14 protein-coding genes are annotated in these 16,741 nt (G+C 61.8%); 9 read left to right on the top strand and 5 right to left on the bottom strand.

All coding sequences use genetic code 11. From position 1 onward, the window contains the following. Positions 1-191: 191 nt before the first annotated feature. The 4 genes from I8J29_RS29430 to I8J29_RS29415 form a co-directional block, all read right to left on the bottom strand. On the bottom strand, positions 192-1,439 hold the full coding sequence (locus I8J29_RS29430; protein WP_208850889.1) for a glutamate-5-semialdehyde dehydrogenase: 1,248 nt from the start codon (positions 1,437-1,439) through the stop codon (positions 192-194). A gap of 52 nt (positions 1,440-1,491) precedes the next feature. Beyond that, entirely contained in the window at positions 1,492-2,607 is a 1,116-nt protein-coding gene (proB, locus tag I8J29_RS29425) for a glutamate 5-kinase (protein WP_208850888.1), read from the bottom strand. Between the two features lie 434 nt (positions 2,608-3,041). Then, positions 3,042-4,232, bottom strand: coding sequence for a pyridoxal phosphate-dependent aminotransferase (locus I8J29_RS29420; RefSeq protein WP_208850887.1), 1,191 nt, complete (start codon positions 4,230-4,232; stop codon positions 3,042-3,044). Positions 4,233-4,317: 85 nt separating this feature from the next. Further along, a complete protein-coding gene (locus tag I8J29_RS29415) occupies positions 4,318-4,764 on the bottom strand; it encodes a hypothetical protein (protein ID WP_208850886.1) in 447 nt (148 codons plus the stop codon). A gap of 156 nt (positions 4,765-4,920) precedes the next feature. Here I8J29_RS29415 and I8J29_RS29410 point away from each other — a divergent pair, with 156 nt between their 5' ends. Beyond that, positions 4,921-5,718 (top strand): carbon-nitrogen family hydrolase, encoded by a 798-nt coding sequence (locus tag I8J29_RS29410; protein ID WP_208850885.1) that lies wholly within the window; start codon positions 4,921-4,923, stop codon positions 5,716-5,718. A gap of 46 nt (positions 5,719-5,764) precedes the next feature. Here the strand turns inward: I8J29_RS29410 and I8J29_RS29405 are convergent, their stop codons facing one another. Further along, entirely contained in the window at positions 5,765-6,667 is a 903-nt protein-coding gene (locus I8J29_RS29405; protein WP_208850884.1) for a LysR family transcriptional regulator, read from the bottom strand. 170 nt (positions 6,668-6,837) lie between these two features. Here I8J29_RS29405 and leuC point away from each other — a divergent pair, with 170 nt between their 5' ends. The 8 genes from leuC to I8J29_RS29365 all read left to right on the top strand — a co-directional run. Then, on the top strand, positions 6,838-8,259 hold the full coding sequence (gene leuC, locus I8J29_RS29400; protein WP_208850883.1) for a 3-isopropylmalate dehydratase large subunit: 1,422 nt from the start codon (positions 6,838-6,840) through the stop codon (positions 8,257-8,259). Positions 8,260-8,285: 26 nt separating this feature from the next. Next, complete coding sequence (gene leuD / locus I8J29_RS29395) at positions 8,286-8,879, top strand: 3-isopropylmalate dehydratase small subunit (protein WP_208850882.1); 594 nt, start codon at positions 8,286-8,288, stop codon at positions 8,877-8,879. A 191-nt stretch (positions 8,880-9,070) separates the two neighbouring features. Further along, entirely contained in the window at positions 9,071-10,570 is a 1,500-nt protein-coding gene (locus I8J29_RS29390) for an N-acetylmuramoyl-L-alanine amidase (protein WP_240546575.1), read from the top strand. Between the two features lie 10 nt (positions 10,571-10,580). Next, positions 10,581-11,276: a GerMN domain-containing protein gene (locus tag I8J29_RS29385; protein ID WP_208850880.1), complete on the top strand. Its 696-nt coding sequence runs from the start codon at positions 10,581-10,583 to the stop codon at positions 11,274-11,276. A gap of 16 nt (positions 11,277-11,292) precedes the next feature. Then, positions 11,293-14,007 (top strand): S-layer homology domain-containing protein, encoded by a 2,715-nt coding sequence (locus tag I8J29_RS29380; protein ID WP_208850879.1) that lies wholly within the window; start codon positions 11,293-11,295, stop codon positions 14,005-14,007. A 189-nt stretch (positions 14,008-14,196) separates the two neighbouring features. Continuing rightward, positions 14,197-14,847, top strand: a complete 651-nt coding sequence (nth, locus tag I8J29_RS29375; RefSeq protein ID WP_208850906.1) for an endonuclease III — start codon at positions 14,197-14,199, stop codon at positions 14,845-14,847. Between the two features lie 41 nt (positions 14,848-14,888). Then, on the top strand, positions 14,889-15,155 hold the full coding sequence (locus I8J29_RS29370; protein ID WP_090635853.1) for an NAD/NADP transhydrogenase alpha subunit: 267 nt from the start codon (positions 14,889-14,891) through the stop codon (positions 15,153-15,155). A gap of 58 nt (positions 15,156-15,213) precedes the next feature. Beyond that, the coding region (locus I8J29_RS29365) for a dynamin family protein (RefSeq protein ID WP_240546574.1) at positions 15,214-16,741 on the top strand (1,528 nt) is incomplete at its 3' end.

The raw sequence follows: 16,741 nt of genomic DNA, 5'->3' as shown, positions 1-16,741 counted from the left end.
TTAGCGCCGAACGCAAGCCAATCCGCTTTCATGCAGAATGCTGCATTCCCCGCTTCGGCGTTGCACGCAAGCCAATTCGCATTTATAGCGGAATGCTGCATGCAAAGCTCGCGCTTTGCACGCAAGCCAATCCGCTTTTATAGCGGAATGCTGTATGCAAAGCTCGCGCTTTGCACGCAAGCCAATCCGCTTTAGTTCCTAATTTGCCCGCTGCCGTAGACGCGGAATTTGGTGGACGTCAGCGCGGGCAGGCCCATCGGGCCGCGCGCGTGGAGCTTCTGCGTGCTGATGCCGATTTCGGCGCCGTAGCCGAATTCGAAGCCGTCGGTGAACCGGGTCGACGCGTTGTGATAGACCGCCGCCGCATCGACGCGCTGCATGAACGCCGCGGCGTTCGCTTCGTCTTCGGTGACGATGCATTCGGAATGCATCGTGCCGAAGCGGGCGATATGCGTAAGCGCCTGCTCGAGCCCGTCGACGACGCGGATGTTCATAATGTAATCGTTATACTCCGTCGCGTAATCCGCGTCGGTCGCCGCCGCGGCTTCCGGCACGAGCGCGCGCGTCCGCTCGCAGCCGCGGAGCTCCACGTTCGCGGATCGAAAACGGTCCGCTAGCGCCCGCAGGTGCTTCTCCGCGAAATCTTCGTGGACCAGGAGCGTCTCCATGGAGTTGCAGACGGACGGACGCTGCACTTTGGCGTTAAAGGCGATGTCGGCCGCCATCTCGTACGCGGCGCTCGCGTCGACGAACGTATGGCAGATGCCCGCGCCGGTCTCGATGACCGGCACCGTCGCGTTTTCGACGACGTTGCGGATCAGCGCCGCGCCGCCTCGCGGAATGACGACGTCGAGCAGGCCGTTCAGCTTCAGCATCTCGTCGACCGACGCGCGGGAAGGATCCTCGACGAGCTGCAGCGCGTCCGGCGGAAGCGCCGTTCCGGCCAGCGCGTCCCGGAGGACGCCCACGATCCGGCGGTTGGATTCCAGCGCGGCGGAGCCGCCGCGGAGAACGACGGCGTTGCCGGTCTTGAGGCACAAGGCGGCCGCGTCCACCGTCACGTTCGGCCGGGCTTCGTAGATCATGCCGATGACGCCGAGCGGCACGGAGATTTTCTCGACCAGCAGGCCGTTCGGGCGCCGGAACGATTCCAGCGTCAGGCCGACCGGATCGGCCAGCGATGCCACTTGGCGCAATCCTTCGGCGATGCTTGCGATGCGCGCCGGCGTCAATTTCAGGCGGTCGAGCAGCGATTCGCTCGTACCGTTCCCGCGGCCGCGCTCGAGATCGAGCGCGTTCGCCGCGATGATCGCGTCCTGCTCCGCGAGCAGCGCGTCCGCCATGGCGAGGAGCGCTTCGTTCTTTTGCGCCGTCGTCAGGCGGTTCATGATTTGCGCGGCCTGTTTGGCCAGCGCGGCTTTCTCGCGTACTTCGCTCATCGTTTGCCCCTTCTTTCGCTTAACTATTCCACTACGTTGCGATACCGTCATTTCAGGCTTTCAGCGTGACCCATTCGTCCCGGTGAATCACTTCCATGCGGACGACCTCGACCCGCCTGCGCACTTCCTCGGAGCTGAGGCCCGCGGCCGCCTGCGCCTGCCAGGCGGCGTAATTGACGACGCCGCGTCCGAGCGTCTCGCCTCGCAGATTGCAGACCTCGACGACGTCGCCGGGGTGAAAGTCGCCCTCGATCGCCCGGATGCCGGCGGGGAGGAGGCTCTTGCCCCCGAGGAGCAGCGCACGCTCGGCGCCTTCGTCCACCAGGATGCGGCCCTGCGGCATGGAATGGAACCCGAGCCACTGCTTCTTCATCGGCAGATTATGCAGGCTCGTATCGAAATACGTCCCGCGCCCGTTGCCGTCGACGGCGAGCATCAGGTCGCCCGGTTCGACGACGCGGCCGATGAAGGCGGGAATGCCCCCGCGCATCGCGATGCGGGCGGCCTCGATCTTGGATCGCATGCCGCCCGTGCCGACGGACGAGCCCGCGCCGCCGGCAATGCTCAAGATGTCGTCCGAGATCTGGTCGACCCGTTCGATGCGGCGAGCGGCGGGATTTTTCCGCGGATCCTCGGTGTAGAGGCCGTCCATGTCCGTGATGATGACCAGCCGCCTCGCCTTGACCATGTTGCCGACCAACGCCGAAAGCGTGTCGTTGTCGCCGAACTTGAGTTCGTCCGTGGCGACCGTGTCGTTCTCGTTGATGATCGGCACCATGCGCTGCTTGAGCAGCTCTTCGATGGTCAGCTGCGCGTTCTGGATCCGCCGGCGGTTGGAGAAGTCGGCGCGCGTGAGCAATATTTGCGCCACGCCGATCCCGCCGTCCGCGCCGTAGGAAGCGAACGCCTCTTGATAGGCCTGCATGAGCAGCGCCTGCCCGACGGCCGCGGCCGCCTGCTTCTCGTGCACGATCTTCGGCCGCGCCGCGTAGCCGATCTTGCGGAAGCCGGCCGCCACGGCGCCGGACGTCACGAGCAGCACCTGCCGGCCGGATTCGTGCAGCGCCGCGAGCTCGCGCGCGAAGAACGCGATGCGTTCGCGGTTGAGGCCGCCTTCCTCGGACGTCAGCGAGCTGCTGCCGATTTTGACGACGATCGTCTCTGTCATGTGCGCTCAAACCTTTCCCATGAATGGACTGCGATGCGGTAAAACAAAAAAACTTCCGCCCTCTGCAATGACAAAGGACGAAAGTTCGACTTCCGCGGTACCACCTTTAATTAACGGCCTCTCCGTTCCAGCGGACTGAAAGGGAGCCGTTCGGCTTGAAGACCTGATAACAGCAGTCCGCTGTCCGACTCGTCGCCGGCCGTTCAGGGGTGGGTTTCTGCAGCAGGCGCGGTAAATTCTCGCAGCAAGCGAATTTACTCTCTGGTCGCGTCGCGGATTGCATACTTAGCCCCGTCAAGACGTTGCTCGTGTGAAATTAAAGCTAGCATACCATGTGAGCCGCCGACCTGTAAAGCGACCGGGAGCCCGCGGCTGCGGGCTTGGCATAAAAAATCGCCCGAACGTTCGTTCAGGCGATCGCGTGTAACGGGCCGTCAGCCGAATAAGCCCAGCTTGCCGATCCGATGGATCGCTTCCGCCAGCCGGTCCTCGGACGCGAGCAGCCCCAGCCGCACGTAGCCTTCGCCGTGCGTGCCGAAGCCGACGCCCGGCGCGAGGACGACGTCGGCCTGCTCGAGGACGCGGTCCGCGAACGACGCCGACGTGAAGCCTTTCGGCACCGGAAGCCAGCAGAAGAACGAACCGCTCGGCTTGCGGCTTTCCCAGCCGATCTCGTCCATGGCGGCGAACAGCGCTTCGCGGCGGCTTTCGTACGCGGCCGTCAGCTCCGCCACGCACTGCTGCGGACCGGTCAGCGCCGCGGCGGCGGCGGCTTGGATGCCGCCGAACAGGCTGCAGTAATAATGGTCTTGAATCAGGTTGATCAGCGAGACCACTTCCGGATTGCCGAGAGCGAAGCCGACGCGCCATCCGGCCATGTTGTACGTCTTCGACAGCGTGTAGAATTCGACGCCGACTTCCTTGGCGCCCGGCGTCTGCAGGAAGCTCACCGGCGCTTTGCCGTCGAAGCCGATCGCCCCGTAAGCGAAATCGCTCGCGACGACGATGCCGTGCTTCGCGGCGAATTCGACGGTGCTCGCGTAGAAATCCGAACCCGCGGTCGCGCCGGTCGGGTTGTTCGGGTAATTAATGAACATCAGCTTCGCTTTGTCCGCGACGCCGGCCGGAATCGCGCCGTAATCCGGCAGGAAGCCGTTGCCTTCCAACAGCGGCATGTATTCCATGACGCCGCCGGCGAGCGCGACGCCGGACCAGTAGTCCGGATAACCGGGATCCGGCACGAGGCAGACGTCGCCCGGGTTAAGCAGGCACTGGCTGATCTCGATCAAGCCGGTTTTGCCGCCGAAGAGAATCGCGACCTCTTTCTCGGGATCGAGATCGACGCCGTAATCTTCCTTATAACGCCGGGCGACGGCCTGCTTCAAGAACGGAAAGCCGCTGAACGGCGGATACTTGTGGTACAGCGGGTTCGGCGCGGCTTCCCGCAGCGCCTCCACGATATGCGGCGGCGTCGGGCGATCGGGATTGCCCTGGCCCAAATTGATGACGTCGCGCCCCTTGGCGGCCTGCGCGTTCGCCTTGCCGACGAGCGCGGCAAAAAATTGAGCCGGCAGACCGGTCATCCGGGTTGCCGGCGCGATTTGAAATGGTTGTGTGCGTTCCATCTTTCTCCTCCACCCTTATTCTATGCTTAAATGTAGCATACGGATCGAATAAGTGTCGAGCATCGGCGGTCCGGCGCGCCGCGCGCTACAGATCCATCGCCTTCAGGAACGGCTTGATGTTGGCTTTGAATTTCAGCAAATAAGGCTTGCGGTTCTCGTCGAAAATAAGCAGCAGCTGCGGTTTTTTCGGGCAGTAGAACAAGAAGACGTCCTGCGTCGTGATCTGCTCCGAGCCGGCTTTGACCGCGGTCGGTTCGTCCAGCGGAATGCGGAAGACGTATCCGCATTTGTCTTCGGCCTGCAGCTTCGGCGACAAGCCGGTGACGCCTTTCAGCCACGACTTGGCGTAGCCTTGGAACTCGGGTCCGTTCGGCACCGTCTTGACGACTTTGCCGGCGACGACGTCGAACGCCTGCACGGGACGCTGGTCCGGCATGTGATGGTCCGCGGCGTTCGCGAAGGCGGACAGGGGGAAGACCAAACAAAGCAAAAGGCCGAATGCGGCGACGATGTTCAAGCTTCGTATTTTCATGACAAGGGCTCCTTTGGCGATCATGGATTTCGTTTCGTTGTTACGGTGCCCATCTTGACAGCGAAGCATGAGACGTTATGATAAGGTAAAAACTGCGCGGAAGCCGAAGTAGCGGCGCGGCCGCGCGGCAGGCACGGGAAACGGGAGGCATTGGCAATGAACGGTACGAAATTGAAGGTGGCGCTGGTGCAAATGCACGTGGACGCGGGCGAGCCGGACGCGAACTTCGAACGCGCCGCGCGCAAGCTGGAGGAAGCGGTCGGCGGGGAGACGAAGCCGGAGCTGATCGTGCTGCCCGAGATGTGGAACACGGGCTATGCGCTGGAACGAATCGAAGACATCGCGGACCAAGGCGGAGAACGCGCGAAGGGGCTGTTGTCCGCGTTCGCGAAAACGAATCGCGTGCGGATCCTCGGCGGGTCGATCGCGGAGAAGCGCGCGGACGGCGTGTACAATACGACCTACGTTTTCGACGAAGGGGGCGAGCTGACGGATACGTATTCCAAAATCCACTTGTTTCGGCTGATGGACGAGGAGAAATATTTGCAGGCGGGCGATCGGCCCGGCACGCTGAACGCCGGCGCGGTTCAAGCCGGCATGATGATCTGCTACGATCTCCGGTTTCCGGAGCTCGCGCGCAAGCTGGCGCTGGGCGGCGCGAAGGCGCTGTTCGTGCCGGCGCAGTGGCCGAATCCGCGGCTTCGCCATTGGCGGACGCTGCTCACGGCGAGGGCGATCGAGAACCAGATGTACGTCGTCGCCTGCAACCGCTGCGGAGCGAGCGGCGACACGACGTTTTTCGGCCATTCCATGATCATCGACCCGTGGGGCGAGATCGTCGCCGAAGCCGGCGAAGCGGAGACGATCCTGCGCGGCGAGATCGATCCCGCGCTCGTCGAAGCGGTGCGCGCGAAGATCCCGGTGTTCGAGGACCGCAGGCCGTCGTTGTATTAGATGAATCCGGCAAAGTTAACGGCGCACGGTACGGTTTGTCCGCCGGTCAAGAGCCGAAATGCTCTTCGGCGGTCACGTTCAGCGTGGCGATGAACGCTTCGGCCGCTCTCGACAGATAGCGGCCTTTACGGCTTGCGATGACGAGCGTCCGCGTCGGTTTCGGGGCGTCGAACGACAGATAGGCCGGCGCCAGTTCGCCGTCGGCCGCCCGCATCAGCATCTTCGGCACGAACGTGATGCCCATGCCCGCGGCCACGAGTGACTGCACGGTCTCGATGTTCGTGCTCTCGAACACGACGCGCGGCTCGAAGCCGGCGCGCTCGCACGTTTCCAGTACGATTTGGCGGAAGCCTTGGCCCTTCTTCAGAACGATGAACGGCTCCGCGCGCAGCTCTTCGACGCGGACCGGCGTCGTCCGGTTCGCCAGCGCGTGGCCGGGGGGAACTGCCAATATGATTTCCTCCTCGATGATCGGCACCCATTCCAGCGACGGCTCGTGCAGCGGCAGCGCGAGAAGGCTGAGATCGGTCTGGCCGCTGGCCGTCAGCTGCTCCAGCTTGGACGGCGTGTCTTCCACGAGCACCACCTCGATCTCGGGAAAGCGGCGGTTGAAGATCGGCAGGACGATGGGGAGCACGTGGGAGCCGGTAATCGAGAGGCAGCCCACGACGAGCTTGCCTTTGCGCATGTGCGCGAGGTCGTCCAGCTCCTGCTTCAGCTGCTCGACGTTGTCGAGAATACCCTCCGCCTTCTCCACGAAGACGGACCCGGCATGCGTCAGCTCGACGGAATTGGTCGTCCGTCGGAAGAGCAGGACGCCGATTTCCTTCTCCAGCTTGGACAGCTGCTGGCTGAGGGACGGCTGCGCGATGTGCAGCTTCTCGGCGGCGCGCGAAAAATTTTTCTCCTTGGCGATTTGAATGACGTATTGAAGCTGGCGAAGTTCCAAGTAAAAGCACTTCCTTTCCCGGGCGATTTCCGTTACGATCGTCATAGGCCGTACCTATTGCTTTTATAGATATTATATCTTGGATCAATGAAGAAAGAAATGCTATGATGACTGCATGGATTTCATAGAAAGCGCAACCGCACTTATGAGACTAAGATGAGGTGAGTTCAATGACGAAAAGAACGATGTTTGAGAAAATTTGGGATAACCACGTCATTCATGCCGAAGCCGGCAAGCCGAGCGTTATTTATATCGACCTGCACCTCGTGCACGAAGTAACGTCCCCGCAAGCCTTCGAAGGCCTTCGCATGACGGGCCGCCAGGTTCGCCGTCCCGACCTGACGTTCGCGACGATGGACCACAACGTGCCGACGAAGGACCGCTACAATATCTCCGACCCGATCTCCAAGCAGCAGATCGATACGCTGACGCAAAACTGCAAGGATTTCGGCGTCACGCTGTACGACCTCGACTCGATCGACCAAGGCGTCGTGCACGTCATGGGGCCCGAGCTCGGCTTGACGCATCCGGGCAAAACGATCGTCTGCGGCGACAGCCACACGTCCACGCACGGCGCGTTCGGCGCGCTGGCGTTCGGCATCGGCACGTCCGAGGTCGAGCACGTGCTGGCTACGCAATGCCTGCAGCAATCCAAGGCGAAAACGATGGAAATCCGCTTCGTCGGCAGCCGCAAGCCGGGCGTCACGGCGAAGGACTTGATCCTCGGCGTCATCGCGAAATACGGCACCGACTTCGGTACGGGCTACGTCATGGAATACACGGGCGATGCGATTCGTTCGCTGTCGATGGAAGAACGCATGACCGTCTGCAACATGTCGATCGAAGCCGGCGCCCGCGCGGGTCTGATCGCGCCGGACGAGACGACGTTCGACTACCTGAAGGGCCGCGAGCACGCGCCGCAGGGCGAAGCGTTCGACCGCGCCGTCGCCGCGTGGAAAGAGCTGGCGACCGACGAAGGCGCATCGTTCGATACAGTGCTCGAATTCGACGTCGATTCGCTGATTCCGCAAGTGACCTGGGGTACGAGCCCGGGCATGGGCACCGACATCACGAAGAGCGTGCCGGTTCCGGCCGAGCTGCCGACGGAGAATGAACGCAAAGCGGCCGAGAAGGCGCTGGAATACATGGGCCTGACGCCGGGCACGCCGATGAGCGAGATCGGCATCGACTACGTCTTCATCGGTTCCTGCACGAACGGCCGGATCGAAGACCTGCGCGCCGCCGCCGAGATCGCGCGCGGTTACCAAGTGAACGACCGCGTCACGGCGATCGTCGTGCCGGGCTCCGGACGCGTCAAGCTGCAGGCCGAGAAGGAAGGCCTCGACAAAGTGTTCACCGAAGCGGGCTTCGAATGGCGCGACGCCGGCTGCTCCATGTGCCTCGCGATGAATCCCGACGTGCTTGAGCCGGGCCAACGCTGCGCGTCGACGTCCAACCGCAACTTCGAGGGCCGTCAAGGCCGCGGCGGGCGCACGCACCTCGTATCGCCGGCCATGGCCGCGGCAGCCGCGATCATGGGCAAATTCACGGACGTCCGCGACTGGAAAATCAAGTCCGAAGTGCTGAACTAACGGGACCGAGAGAGGAGCCAACCTACATGGAAGCATTCAAACAACTGACGGGGATCGCCGTTCCGGTGGACCGCGTGAACGTCGACACGGACGCCATCATTCCGAAACAATTCCTGAAGCGCATCGAGCGCAGCGGCTTCGGCCAATTCCTGTTCTTCGAATGGCGCTGGGACGAGAAGGGCAACGTCATCGAGTCGTTCAGCCTGAACCAGCCGCGCTACAAGGGCGGCGAAGTGCTGCTGTCCCGCGCCAACTTCGGCTGCGGATCTTCCCGCGAGCACGCGCCTTGGGCGATCCTCGACTACGGGTTCAAGGTCGTCATCGCGCCGTCGTTCGCGGACATCTTCTACAACAACTGCTTCAAGAACGGCATCCTGCCGATCAAGCTGAGCGAGGAGCAGGTGGAAGAACTGTTCCAACGCACGGCGAAGACGGAAGGCTACAAGCTGTCGGTCGACCTGGAGAACAAAACGATCACGGACGACCAAGGCCTGAGCATTGCGTTCGACCTTGACGAGCACCGCCGCCAATTCCTGCTGCTCGGCCTGGACGATATCGGCCTCACGCTGCAGCACGAAGACAAAATCGCCGCCTACGAAGCGAGCCGCGTCGCATACTAAGCGGCCCCGCACGGCGTATCGTTCACCGGAAAACCCCGGCATTTTTGCCGGGGTTTTTCTATTGTCGTTTTCTTTAGCTACATTTTTCCTAAAAACGCAACTTTTTCTGACAAGCCGCGTCTAATGTACGTCTGTAAGCATCGTCTTGTACGAGCTGCTTCAAGGCGAAAAAACAGTCACTGAGGTGAAAGATGAAGAAGATTGTAACCGCTGTTTTGCTGTTGTCGTTTCTCATCACATTGTTTCCGGTTCTTGCGGGAGCAGCGGAAGCACCGAAGCTTTATCTGAATGGCAAACAACTGTCGAGCAGCGCGGAACCGAAGAACGTGAATTCCCGGATCTTCGTTCCGATTCGTACCGTGACCGAAGGGCTCGGCTACGACGTCGACTGGAAATCGCCGAACGCGACGATTTCGAACGGCAGCACCCTCGTCGTTCTGACGATCGGCAGCAAGACGGCCGTCGTCAACGACCGGGAAGTCGCGCTTGACGCGCCGGCGATGATTTCGTCGAACTTGACGTACGTCCCTCTCCGTTTCGTAGGCGAGCAGTTCGGTTTAGATGTGTATTGGGATGCCGAGACCCGCTCCGTACATATGTACTCAAAGCTCGTGGACACGCCTCCTCCGGCAGATCCGGACGGCGGCGGCAATTCGGCGCCCGGCGACGGAACCGACGGCTCGGGCCAACCCGGCACGAATCCCGGAACCGGCGGCGGCGCGACCATCCCGTCCACCGACGAGAAGGCGCTTCTCAAATCCATTACGTACGACGGCCTCGGCAGCATTTATTTGCCGTACGAAGGCGATTTCGACGGCGTCAAGACGCAGGTGCTCCATAATACGGAGCGGATCGTCGTCGATCTGCCGTACATGAACTTCGACCCGTACTTCACGCCGGGCTTCCTGCCGTCGACGAACGGCACCAAGCTCGGGGAGATGCTGATCGATTCCCATCCGACGCTGCAGAAGGTCCGGTATTCGTATTATTCGGACAAGCCGTCGACGATCCGCGTCGTGCTGGACCTGTCCGCGCCGACGAACTTCAAGGTCACGAACGAAGACCACGTCGTGCGCATCGACGTGCTCGAGCAGACCGGTCCGGCCGTCGATCCGCCGCCGGTGACGCCTCCGGACAACACGCCGGACAACGGCGTATTTAAGGTCGTGCTGGATGCCGGCCACGGCGGCAAAGACCCGGGCGCCTCGAGCGTGAACGGCCATAAGGAGAAGGAATACAACCTGGCGATCACGCTGAAAGTGAAGGCGCTGCTCGACCAGGAGCCGAAGATCAAACCGTACCTGACCCGCTCGGACGACACGTTCGTCGAGCTGGCCGACCGGGCGAATTACGCCAACAAGCTGCCCGCGGACGTTTTCGTCTCGTTCCATGCGAATATGGCGACGTCGGGAACCGCGAGCGGCTCCGAAACGTATTACTGGCGTTCGGACAGCCTCGCGCTCGCGAAAGTGATGCACAAGCATCTCGTCGCGGGAACCGGCTTGAAGGACCGCGGCGTCCGCACGGGCAACTATCACGTCATCCGGGAAACAACGATGCCGGCGGTTCTGCTCGAGGCGGGCTACCTGTCGAACAGCACGGACAGCGCGGTGCTGTACAACAGCGCGAAGCAGGACAAGATCGCCAAGGAAATCGTGGCGGGCATCAAAGAATATTTGAAGATCGGCTAGGAGGATGCAGATGAAGCGACAGATGACGAAGACGATTTTGCTGGCATTCATAGCGGCTGCCACGATCGCATCCCTCGGCGCTTGCGGCAGCAAGGAGCAGCCGCTTCAGAACGGCGGGACAAGCAACCAGAATCAAGGGGCGACGGAGGGCGGCGGCAATGCCGGCGGGACGGCCGATAACGGAGGCTCGAACGATGACGGCGGCGCCGCCAATGCCGGAAACGCCGCGAACGCGAACGGCGCGGGCAACGCGGCGACGGGAAGCGCGGGCAATGCCGGCGGCGCCACGGAGCCGGCCGACGCGGCGGTCGAGAAGAAGCAGGCGGACATTGCCGTCTATTACACGGACGACCAAATGCTCGATCTGCACGCGCAGAAGGCCAAGATCGAATACGCCGACGACAAGGAGAAGCTTACGGCGGCGTTCGCCGCGCTCCGCAAGGACAGCGACAAAGGCGAGGCCTCCCTCTGGAAGAACGTCGAGCTGCTGAGCGCGAAGCAGGACGGCGGCGAAGTGACGCTCGACGTGCATATTCCCGACGAAGCGAGACTCGGGGCGCCGGGCGAACAGCTGGCCGTCTCCGCCGTCGCGCAAACGTATTTTCAATTCGAAGGCGTGACGTCGTTGAACATCCTCGTCGACGGCGAAGCGGTCGAAAGCCTGATGGGTCACGAAGATCTGGAACATCCGATCAAAAAACAATAAAGGGGAGCACGGAGATATGCCGCAGCAAAAAAAATGGGTCAAGCTCGTCTCGTCGTTCATGGTATTCTCGCTGCTCACGAGCTTTACGGCGGCGGGCGCCGCATCGGTGCACGCGGACGCGGCGGTCGCGACGACGAAATTCAGCGACGTCCCGGCCGGACATTGGGCCGAGAAGCACATCGCGAAGCTCGCCAGCCAAGGAATCGTCAAGGGAACCAACGGCGCGTTCAAGCCGAACGATAACATCAGCCAGCAGGAAGCGGTCGCGCTCGCGATCCGGTTCATCGGCAAGGAAAGCGACGTGCAGGCGGACGAAGCGGTCGTCTTTCCGGAGAACTTCAACGTCAGCACTTATTTCAAGCCTTATATTATCCTCGCGTTTCAACAAGGGCTGCTGAACCGCGACGAAGAGTTCAAGCTGGCCGACGCGGATCCGGCAACGGCCTGGGGCACCAAGAAGGCGTCCCGCGAATGGATTACGAAGCTGCTCGTGAAAGCGATCGGCAAGGAAGAGGCGGCGAAAGGGCTCGCGACCGCGCCGATCTCGTTCAAGGACGGCAACCAGGTCGGAGCCGACTATGCCGGCTACGTCAACGCGGCGGTTCAACTTCAGCTGATCAAAGGCGTCACGGTCGATAAATTCGATCCGAAGGGCAGCATTACGCGCGCGGCGATCGCGACGATGTTCAGCCGCGCCGAAGCGCAGTATCCGGTGGCGTACGCCGGGCAGTTCACGGCGGTGCTGACGGGCGCGGACAGCGCTTCGCTCAAGCTCTACCAGGACGGTAAAGAGACCTCCGTCGCGCTCGGCGCCGATACGTACGTATACCGGTTCGATTCCGAGAAAGCGGCGGCGCTCGGCCAGCTGCAGCCGAACACGAACGTACTCGTCGTCGCGAGCGGCGGCAAGGCGGTGTACGTCGAGCAGCTGGACGACAAGCAGCAGGTCGAGAACCTGACGGGCACGTTCGATCGGCTGGTGACGAGCGAAAGCAAGCTCTGGATGTGGGTCGACGACGAGCCGGTCGCCGTCAATTATAGCAGCGCCACGAAAGTCGCCGACGGCTCGGGGAAGGTCATTCCGGTTACGGCGCTGACGAAGGACAGCAATATCGTCGTCGCGCGCGATACATACCGGGCGAAACCGATCGCGGTATCGATTACCGTGCAGTCGGCGCCGGTGAACACGACAGGCAGCGGCACGGTCGAAGCCGTGCAAACGACGCCGCCAACGGTCACGATCGCCGACGGCGCGACGAAAACAACGGTGATGTACAGCGTGTCTCCGCAGGCGGACGTTGTATGGCAGGGTCAGATTTTGGACGGCGGCTTGTCGCAGCTTCGCGTAGGCGACGCCGTCTCGTACGAAGTGAAAAATTCCGTCGTGACGAAAATCACGATCACGCAAACGTCTTCGAAAGTGGTACGGGGCGAGTTCTATTCCGCGAGCAGCGACGGCAGCACGATTCAATACGTCATGAACGCGGGTACCGCGCAGCAATCGCTGGAAGCGAAATTCGTTAGTCCGTCGGCCGACGTTTCCATCGACGGACTGACCGGCGCGACGATCTCCGACCTGGTGAAAGGCGACGTGCTCGACATTACGTTGAACGACAACGGGCAGGTATCGGCCATCAAAGTCGTCAACCGCAAAGTCAATACGCTGCCTGGCGCGACGGTCCTCAGCTACGACGCCGACCTGAAGGCGCTGACCGTCCGGGACACGAGCAACAATCTGGTGTCCGTGTACTTGAGCGACAAGACGAAGCTGGACATGAACGGATCGACGCTCCAACTGAGCGCGGCGACGTCTTTGCTGGCCAAGGGCAAGAAAATCACCCTCGGTTATACCGAGAACAAAGCCGTCTTCATTCAGTTCGTCTACAAATATACGGGCACGGTGACGGCGATCAATACGAACAACAACTCGATTACGCTGCTGCAGAACGGCGTTCCGGTAACGGTAGCGTTGGACTACCCGTACTACGTCGAAATCTCGGGCAAAACCTCCGCGACGCTGAGCGACGTGAAGGCAGGCGATACGGTGACCGCGCTGCTGAACGCGAATCAAGACAAAGTGTCGTCGCTTCAAGTCCAAACCGCCAAGCAGGTCGAAGTCTATTCGGTCGATCTCGTCGGCAAACGGGTGAAATTCAAAAACGCCGACGGCACGGTCACCGACTACGCCGCATCGGCGCTGACGCTGACGAACGAGAAGGGCGACAGTTTGGCCCTCGGCAGCCTGGCCGCCGGGCAGGTCGGCAACCTTTACTTCATGGGACAGACGGTTTCTTCCTTTAAAGCATTGAACGTTACGGTCGGCCGGGTTGCCTCGGTCGCGGCCGACAAGCTGACGGTGACCGATTACAACGGCAATACGGTGACGGTGCCGCTCGGCTCCGCGTATACCGTCGTCAAGAACGGCGCGACCGGCAGCTCCGCATCCGTGCTGACCGCGGGCGACCGGGTCGAAGTCAAGCTCGACGCGAAGGATCGTTTGTCCATTGCCGTTAACAGCGGCATTGCGAAGAAATTCTGGAAGTACGACGCGAGCGCGCGCGTATTGTCCGTCAAACGGGAAAACTTGACGGATGCCTATACGTACGCGGTGCCGGCTTCGGCCAAAGTCACGCAGAACGGCGCGGCGATCAGCCTGAGCCAGCTGGCCGACGGCGATGCCATCGTGCTCTATTTCTACCGCGATACGCTGGTCGAAATCGCGAAGGTTTAATAGCCGCGCAGGTAGAACGATTTGTCCCGGCGTTTCGCCGGGGCAAATTTTTTTCTATCAATTCTGTGAAAACCGCGAAAACTTTCCCGATTCGCCCGGTCTGGCGGTTGATAAAAGCGACAATTTTCGCTACACTTTGAAGCGATGGTTCTATTAGGAGTTGAGCGCTAGTTGAAGGCGAAAGAGAAAATGGCCCACGTGCTCGCGGTCATCGGCGAAATGTTCCCCGACGCGCATTGCGAGCTTCATCACGGCAATCCGTTCGAATTGACCATCGCCGTGCTGCTTTCGGCGCAGTGCACCGACGAAACCGTGAATAAAGTCACGGCGACGCTGTTTCAGAAGTACCGGACGCCTGCGGATTATCTGGCCGTCCCCCTGGACGAGCTGGAACAAGATATAAAGCGAATCGGCCTGTACCGCAACAAGGCGCAGTTCATCCAGAAGCTGAGCCGCATCCTGATCGACGACTACGGCGGCGAGGTGCCGCGGGAGCACGAGGCGCTGACGAAGCTGCCCGGCGTCGGGCGCAAGACGGCGAACGTCGTCGTCTCCAACGCGTTCGGCGTGCCGGCGATCGCGGTCGACACCCACGTCGAACGCGTCTCCAAGCGGCTCGGCTTCGCGAAGCCGGACGACAGCGTGCTCGAGGTGGAGAAGAAGCTGATGAATCTCGTGCCGCGCGAGCTGTGGACGGAAACCCATCACCGCTTGATCTTTTTCGGCCGGTACCACTGCAAGGCGCAAAACCCGCAGTGCCCGGTATGCCCGCTGCTAGAAATTTGCAAAGAAGGCAAACAACGTATGAAACCCGCTCCAATCCGAAAGGCTAAGAGCTAAACGCTTTTCCACCCACCCCATAACAAGAAGGATGATAAACGATGAAATGCATTTCCGTGTACACGAAAGACTTTGCGTTGTTTTCCGACATTTACGAACAGATCATGGAAGCGCCGCCGGCCGAAAACGAAGAAATCGTATTGGAAGGCGTGACGGTCAGCGGAGCGGGCGACGTGCCGGAGCAATATATTGAACGTATGAGGCTGAAGCCGGAGTGCGTCGTCATGAAGGAGAAGGAACGCGGCGTGACGATTTTGCAGCACGGCGACGTATTCGAAATTTGCCTGCCGGCCGTTCAGCTGGTCTAACTAGGGCCGCGAACGAAAGGGAACGCGTAAGACGGGGAGCAGACAGGGAGAGAGAAACATGAGCCATACGATGGAAAAAACGGCGCTCGCCATGGAAACCGCGCTGGGGAACATGGCGCCGCCGATGGCGGAGGCCGGAGACGAAGGCGACGCGAAGCGGCTGCTGGAGCTGCGGTCGAAGCTGGACGACGGCCGGCTGACCATTGCGTTCTGCGGCCACTTCTCCGCGGGCAAGTCGACGCTGGTCAACCGCATTTGCGGCACGGAGCTGCTGCCTTCGAGCCCGATTCCGACGAGCGCGAACGTCGTCCGCATCCTGAACGGGGAAGCAAAGGCGACGATCCGCAAGCTCGTCGGCGGGCAAGAAACGACGCTGGACGTGCCGATCCAAGACGTAAACGAGTACTGCAAAGACGGCGAGACGGTGCTATCCGTTTCCCTGTCTTACCCCATTCCCCGGCTCGGCGGCCATACGGTGCTGCTGGACACGCCGGGCATCGACTCGACGGACGACGCGCACCGGATGGCGACCGAATCGGCGCTTCATTTGGCGGACGTCGTTTTTTACGTCATGGACTACAATCACGTCCAGTCGGAAATCAATTTTACGTTCGCGAAGCAGCTGAAGGAATGGGGCAAGCCGCTGTACCTGATCGTGAACCAGATCGACAAGCACCGCGAAAGCGAGCTGACGTTCGAAGCCTATCGGCAAAGCGTGGACGAAGCGTTCGGGAACTGGCATTTGGAACCGAGCGGCATCGTTTATTTGTCGTTGCGCGAGCCGAACCACCCGCACTCCGAATGGACGTCGCTGCTGGCGCTGTTCGAGTCGCTCGCCGAGCTGCGCGGGCCGCTGAACGTCTGCAGCGTCGACGCTTCCGTGCGCCACGTCGTGCGTCTGCACGGCAAGGCGATGGAGGAAGCGTCGGAGGCGGAGCGCGAACGGCTGCTGGCGCAAGCCGGCGGCGAAGCCGAGGCGGAGCGCGTCCGCGCGGAGATCGCGGAGCTGGAATCGCGGCTCCGCGGCATCGAAGACGAAGCGGGGGGTCTTCGTACCCGGCTGCGGCTGGACGTGCAGAGCCTGCTGGACAACGCGAATATCATGCCGGCCGCGACGCGCGATCTCGCGCAATCGTTCCTCGAGAGCCGCAAGCCGGGCTTCAAGACGGGCCTGCTGTTCGCCGGCGCGAAGACGGCGGCCGAGCAGGAACGCCGGCTGCAGGCGTTTTATCATGATTTTCACGCGCTCGTGCAGGCGGGCATCGAGTGGCATCTGCTCGATCTGTTCCGCCGCGCGGCGGACGGCATCGGCTGGCGCGGGGAAGGGCTGGAAGCGGAGCTGGCGTCGTTCGTGAACGGCTTGTGGGACGCCGACCTGCTGATTACGCGCGTGAATGCCGGCGCGTCGTTCGGCAGCGCGTATACGATGACGTACGCGCGCGAGATCGCCGACGCGGTGAAGGGCTTGTACCGCAAGCGCGCGCTGGCGTGGATCGACGCGCTCGGCGACCGGGCCGCGGCGGCAGGCGAAGCGTCCGCCGCGCCGCTGCGGGCGCCGCTTGCCGAGCTCGGCTCGCAAGCCGGCG

This window comes from Paenibacillus artemisiicola, assembly GCF_017652985.1.
Taxonomy (GTDB): Bacteria; Bacillota; Bacilli; order Paenibacillales; family Paenibacillaceae; genus Paenibacillus_Z; species Paenibacillus_Z artemisiicola.
This window is presented reverse-complemented; position numbering and strand designations above follow the sequence as displayed.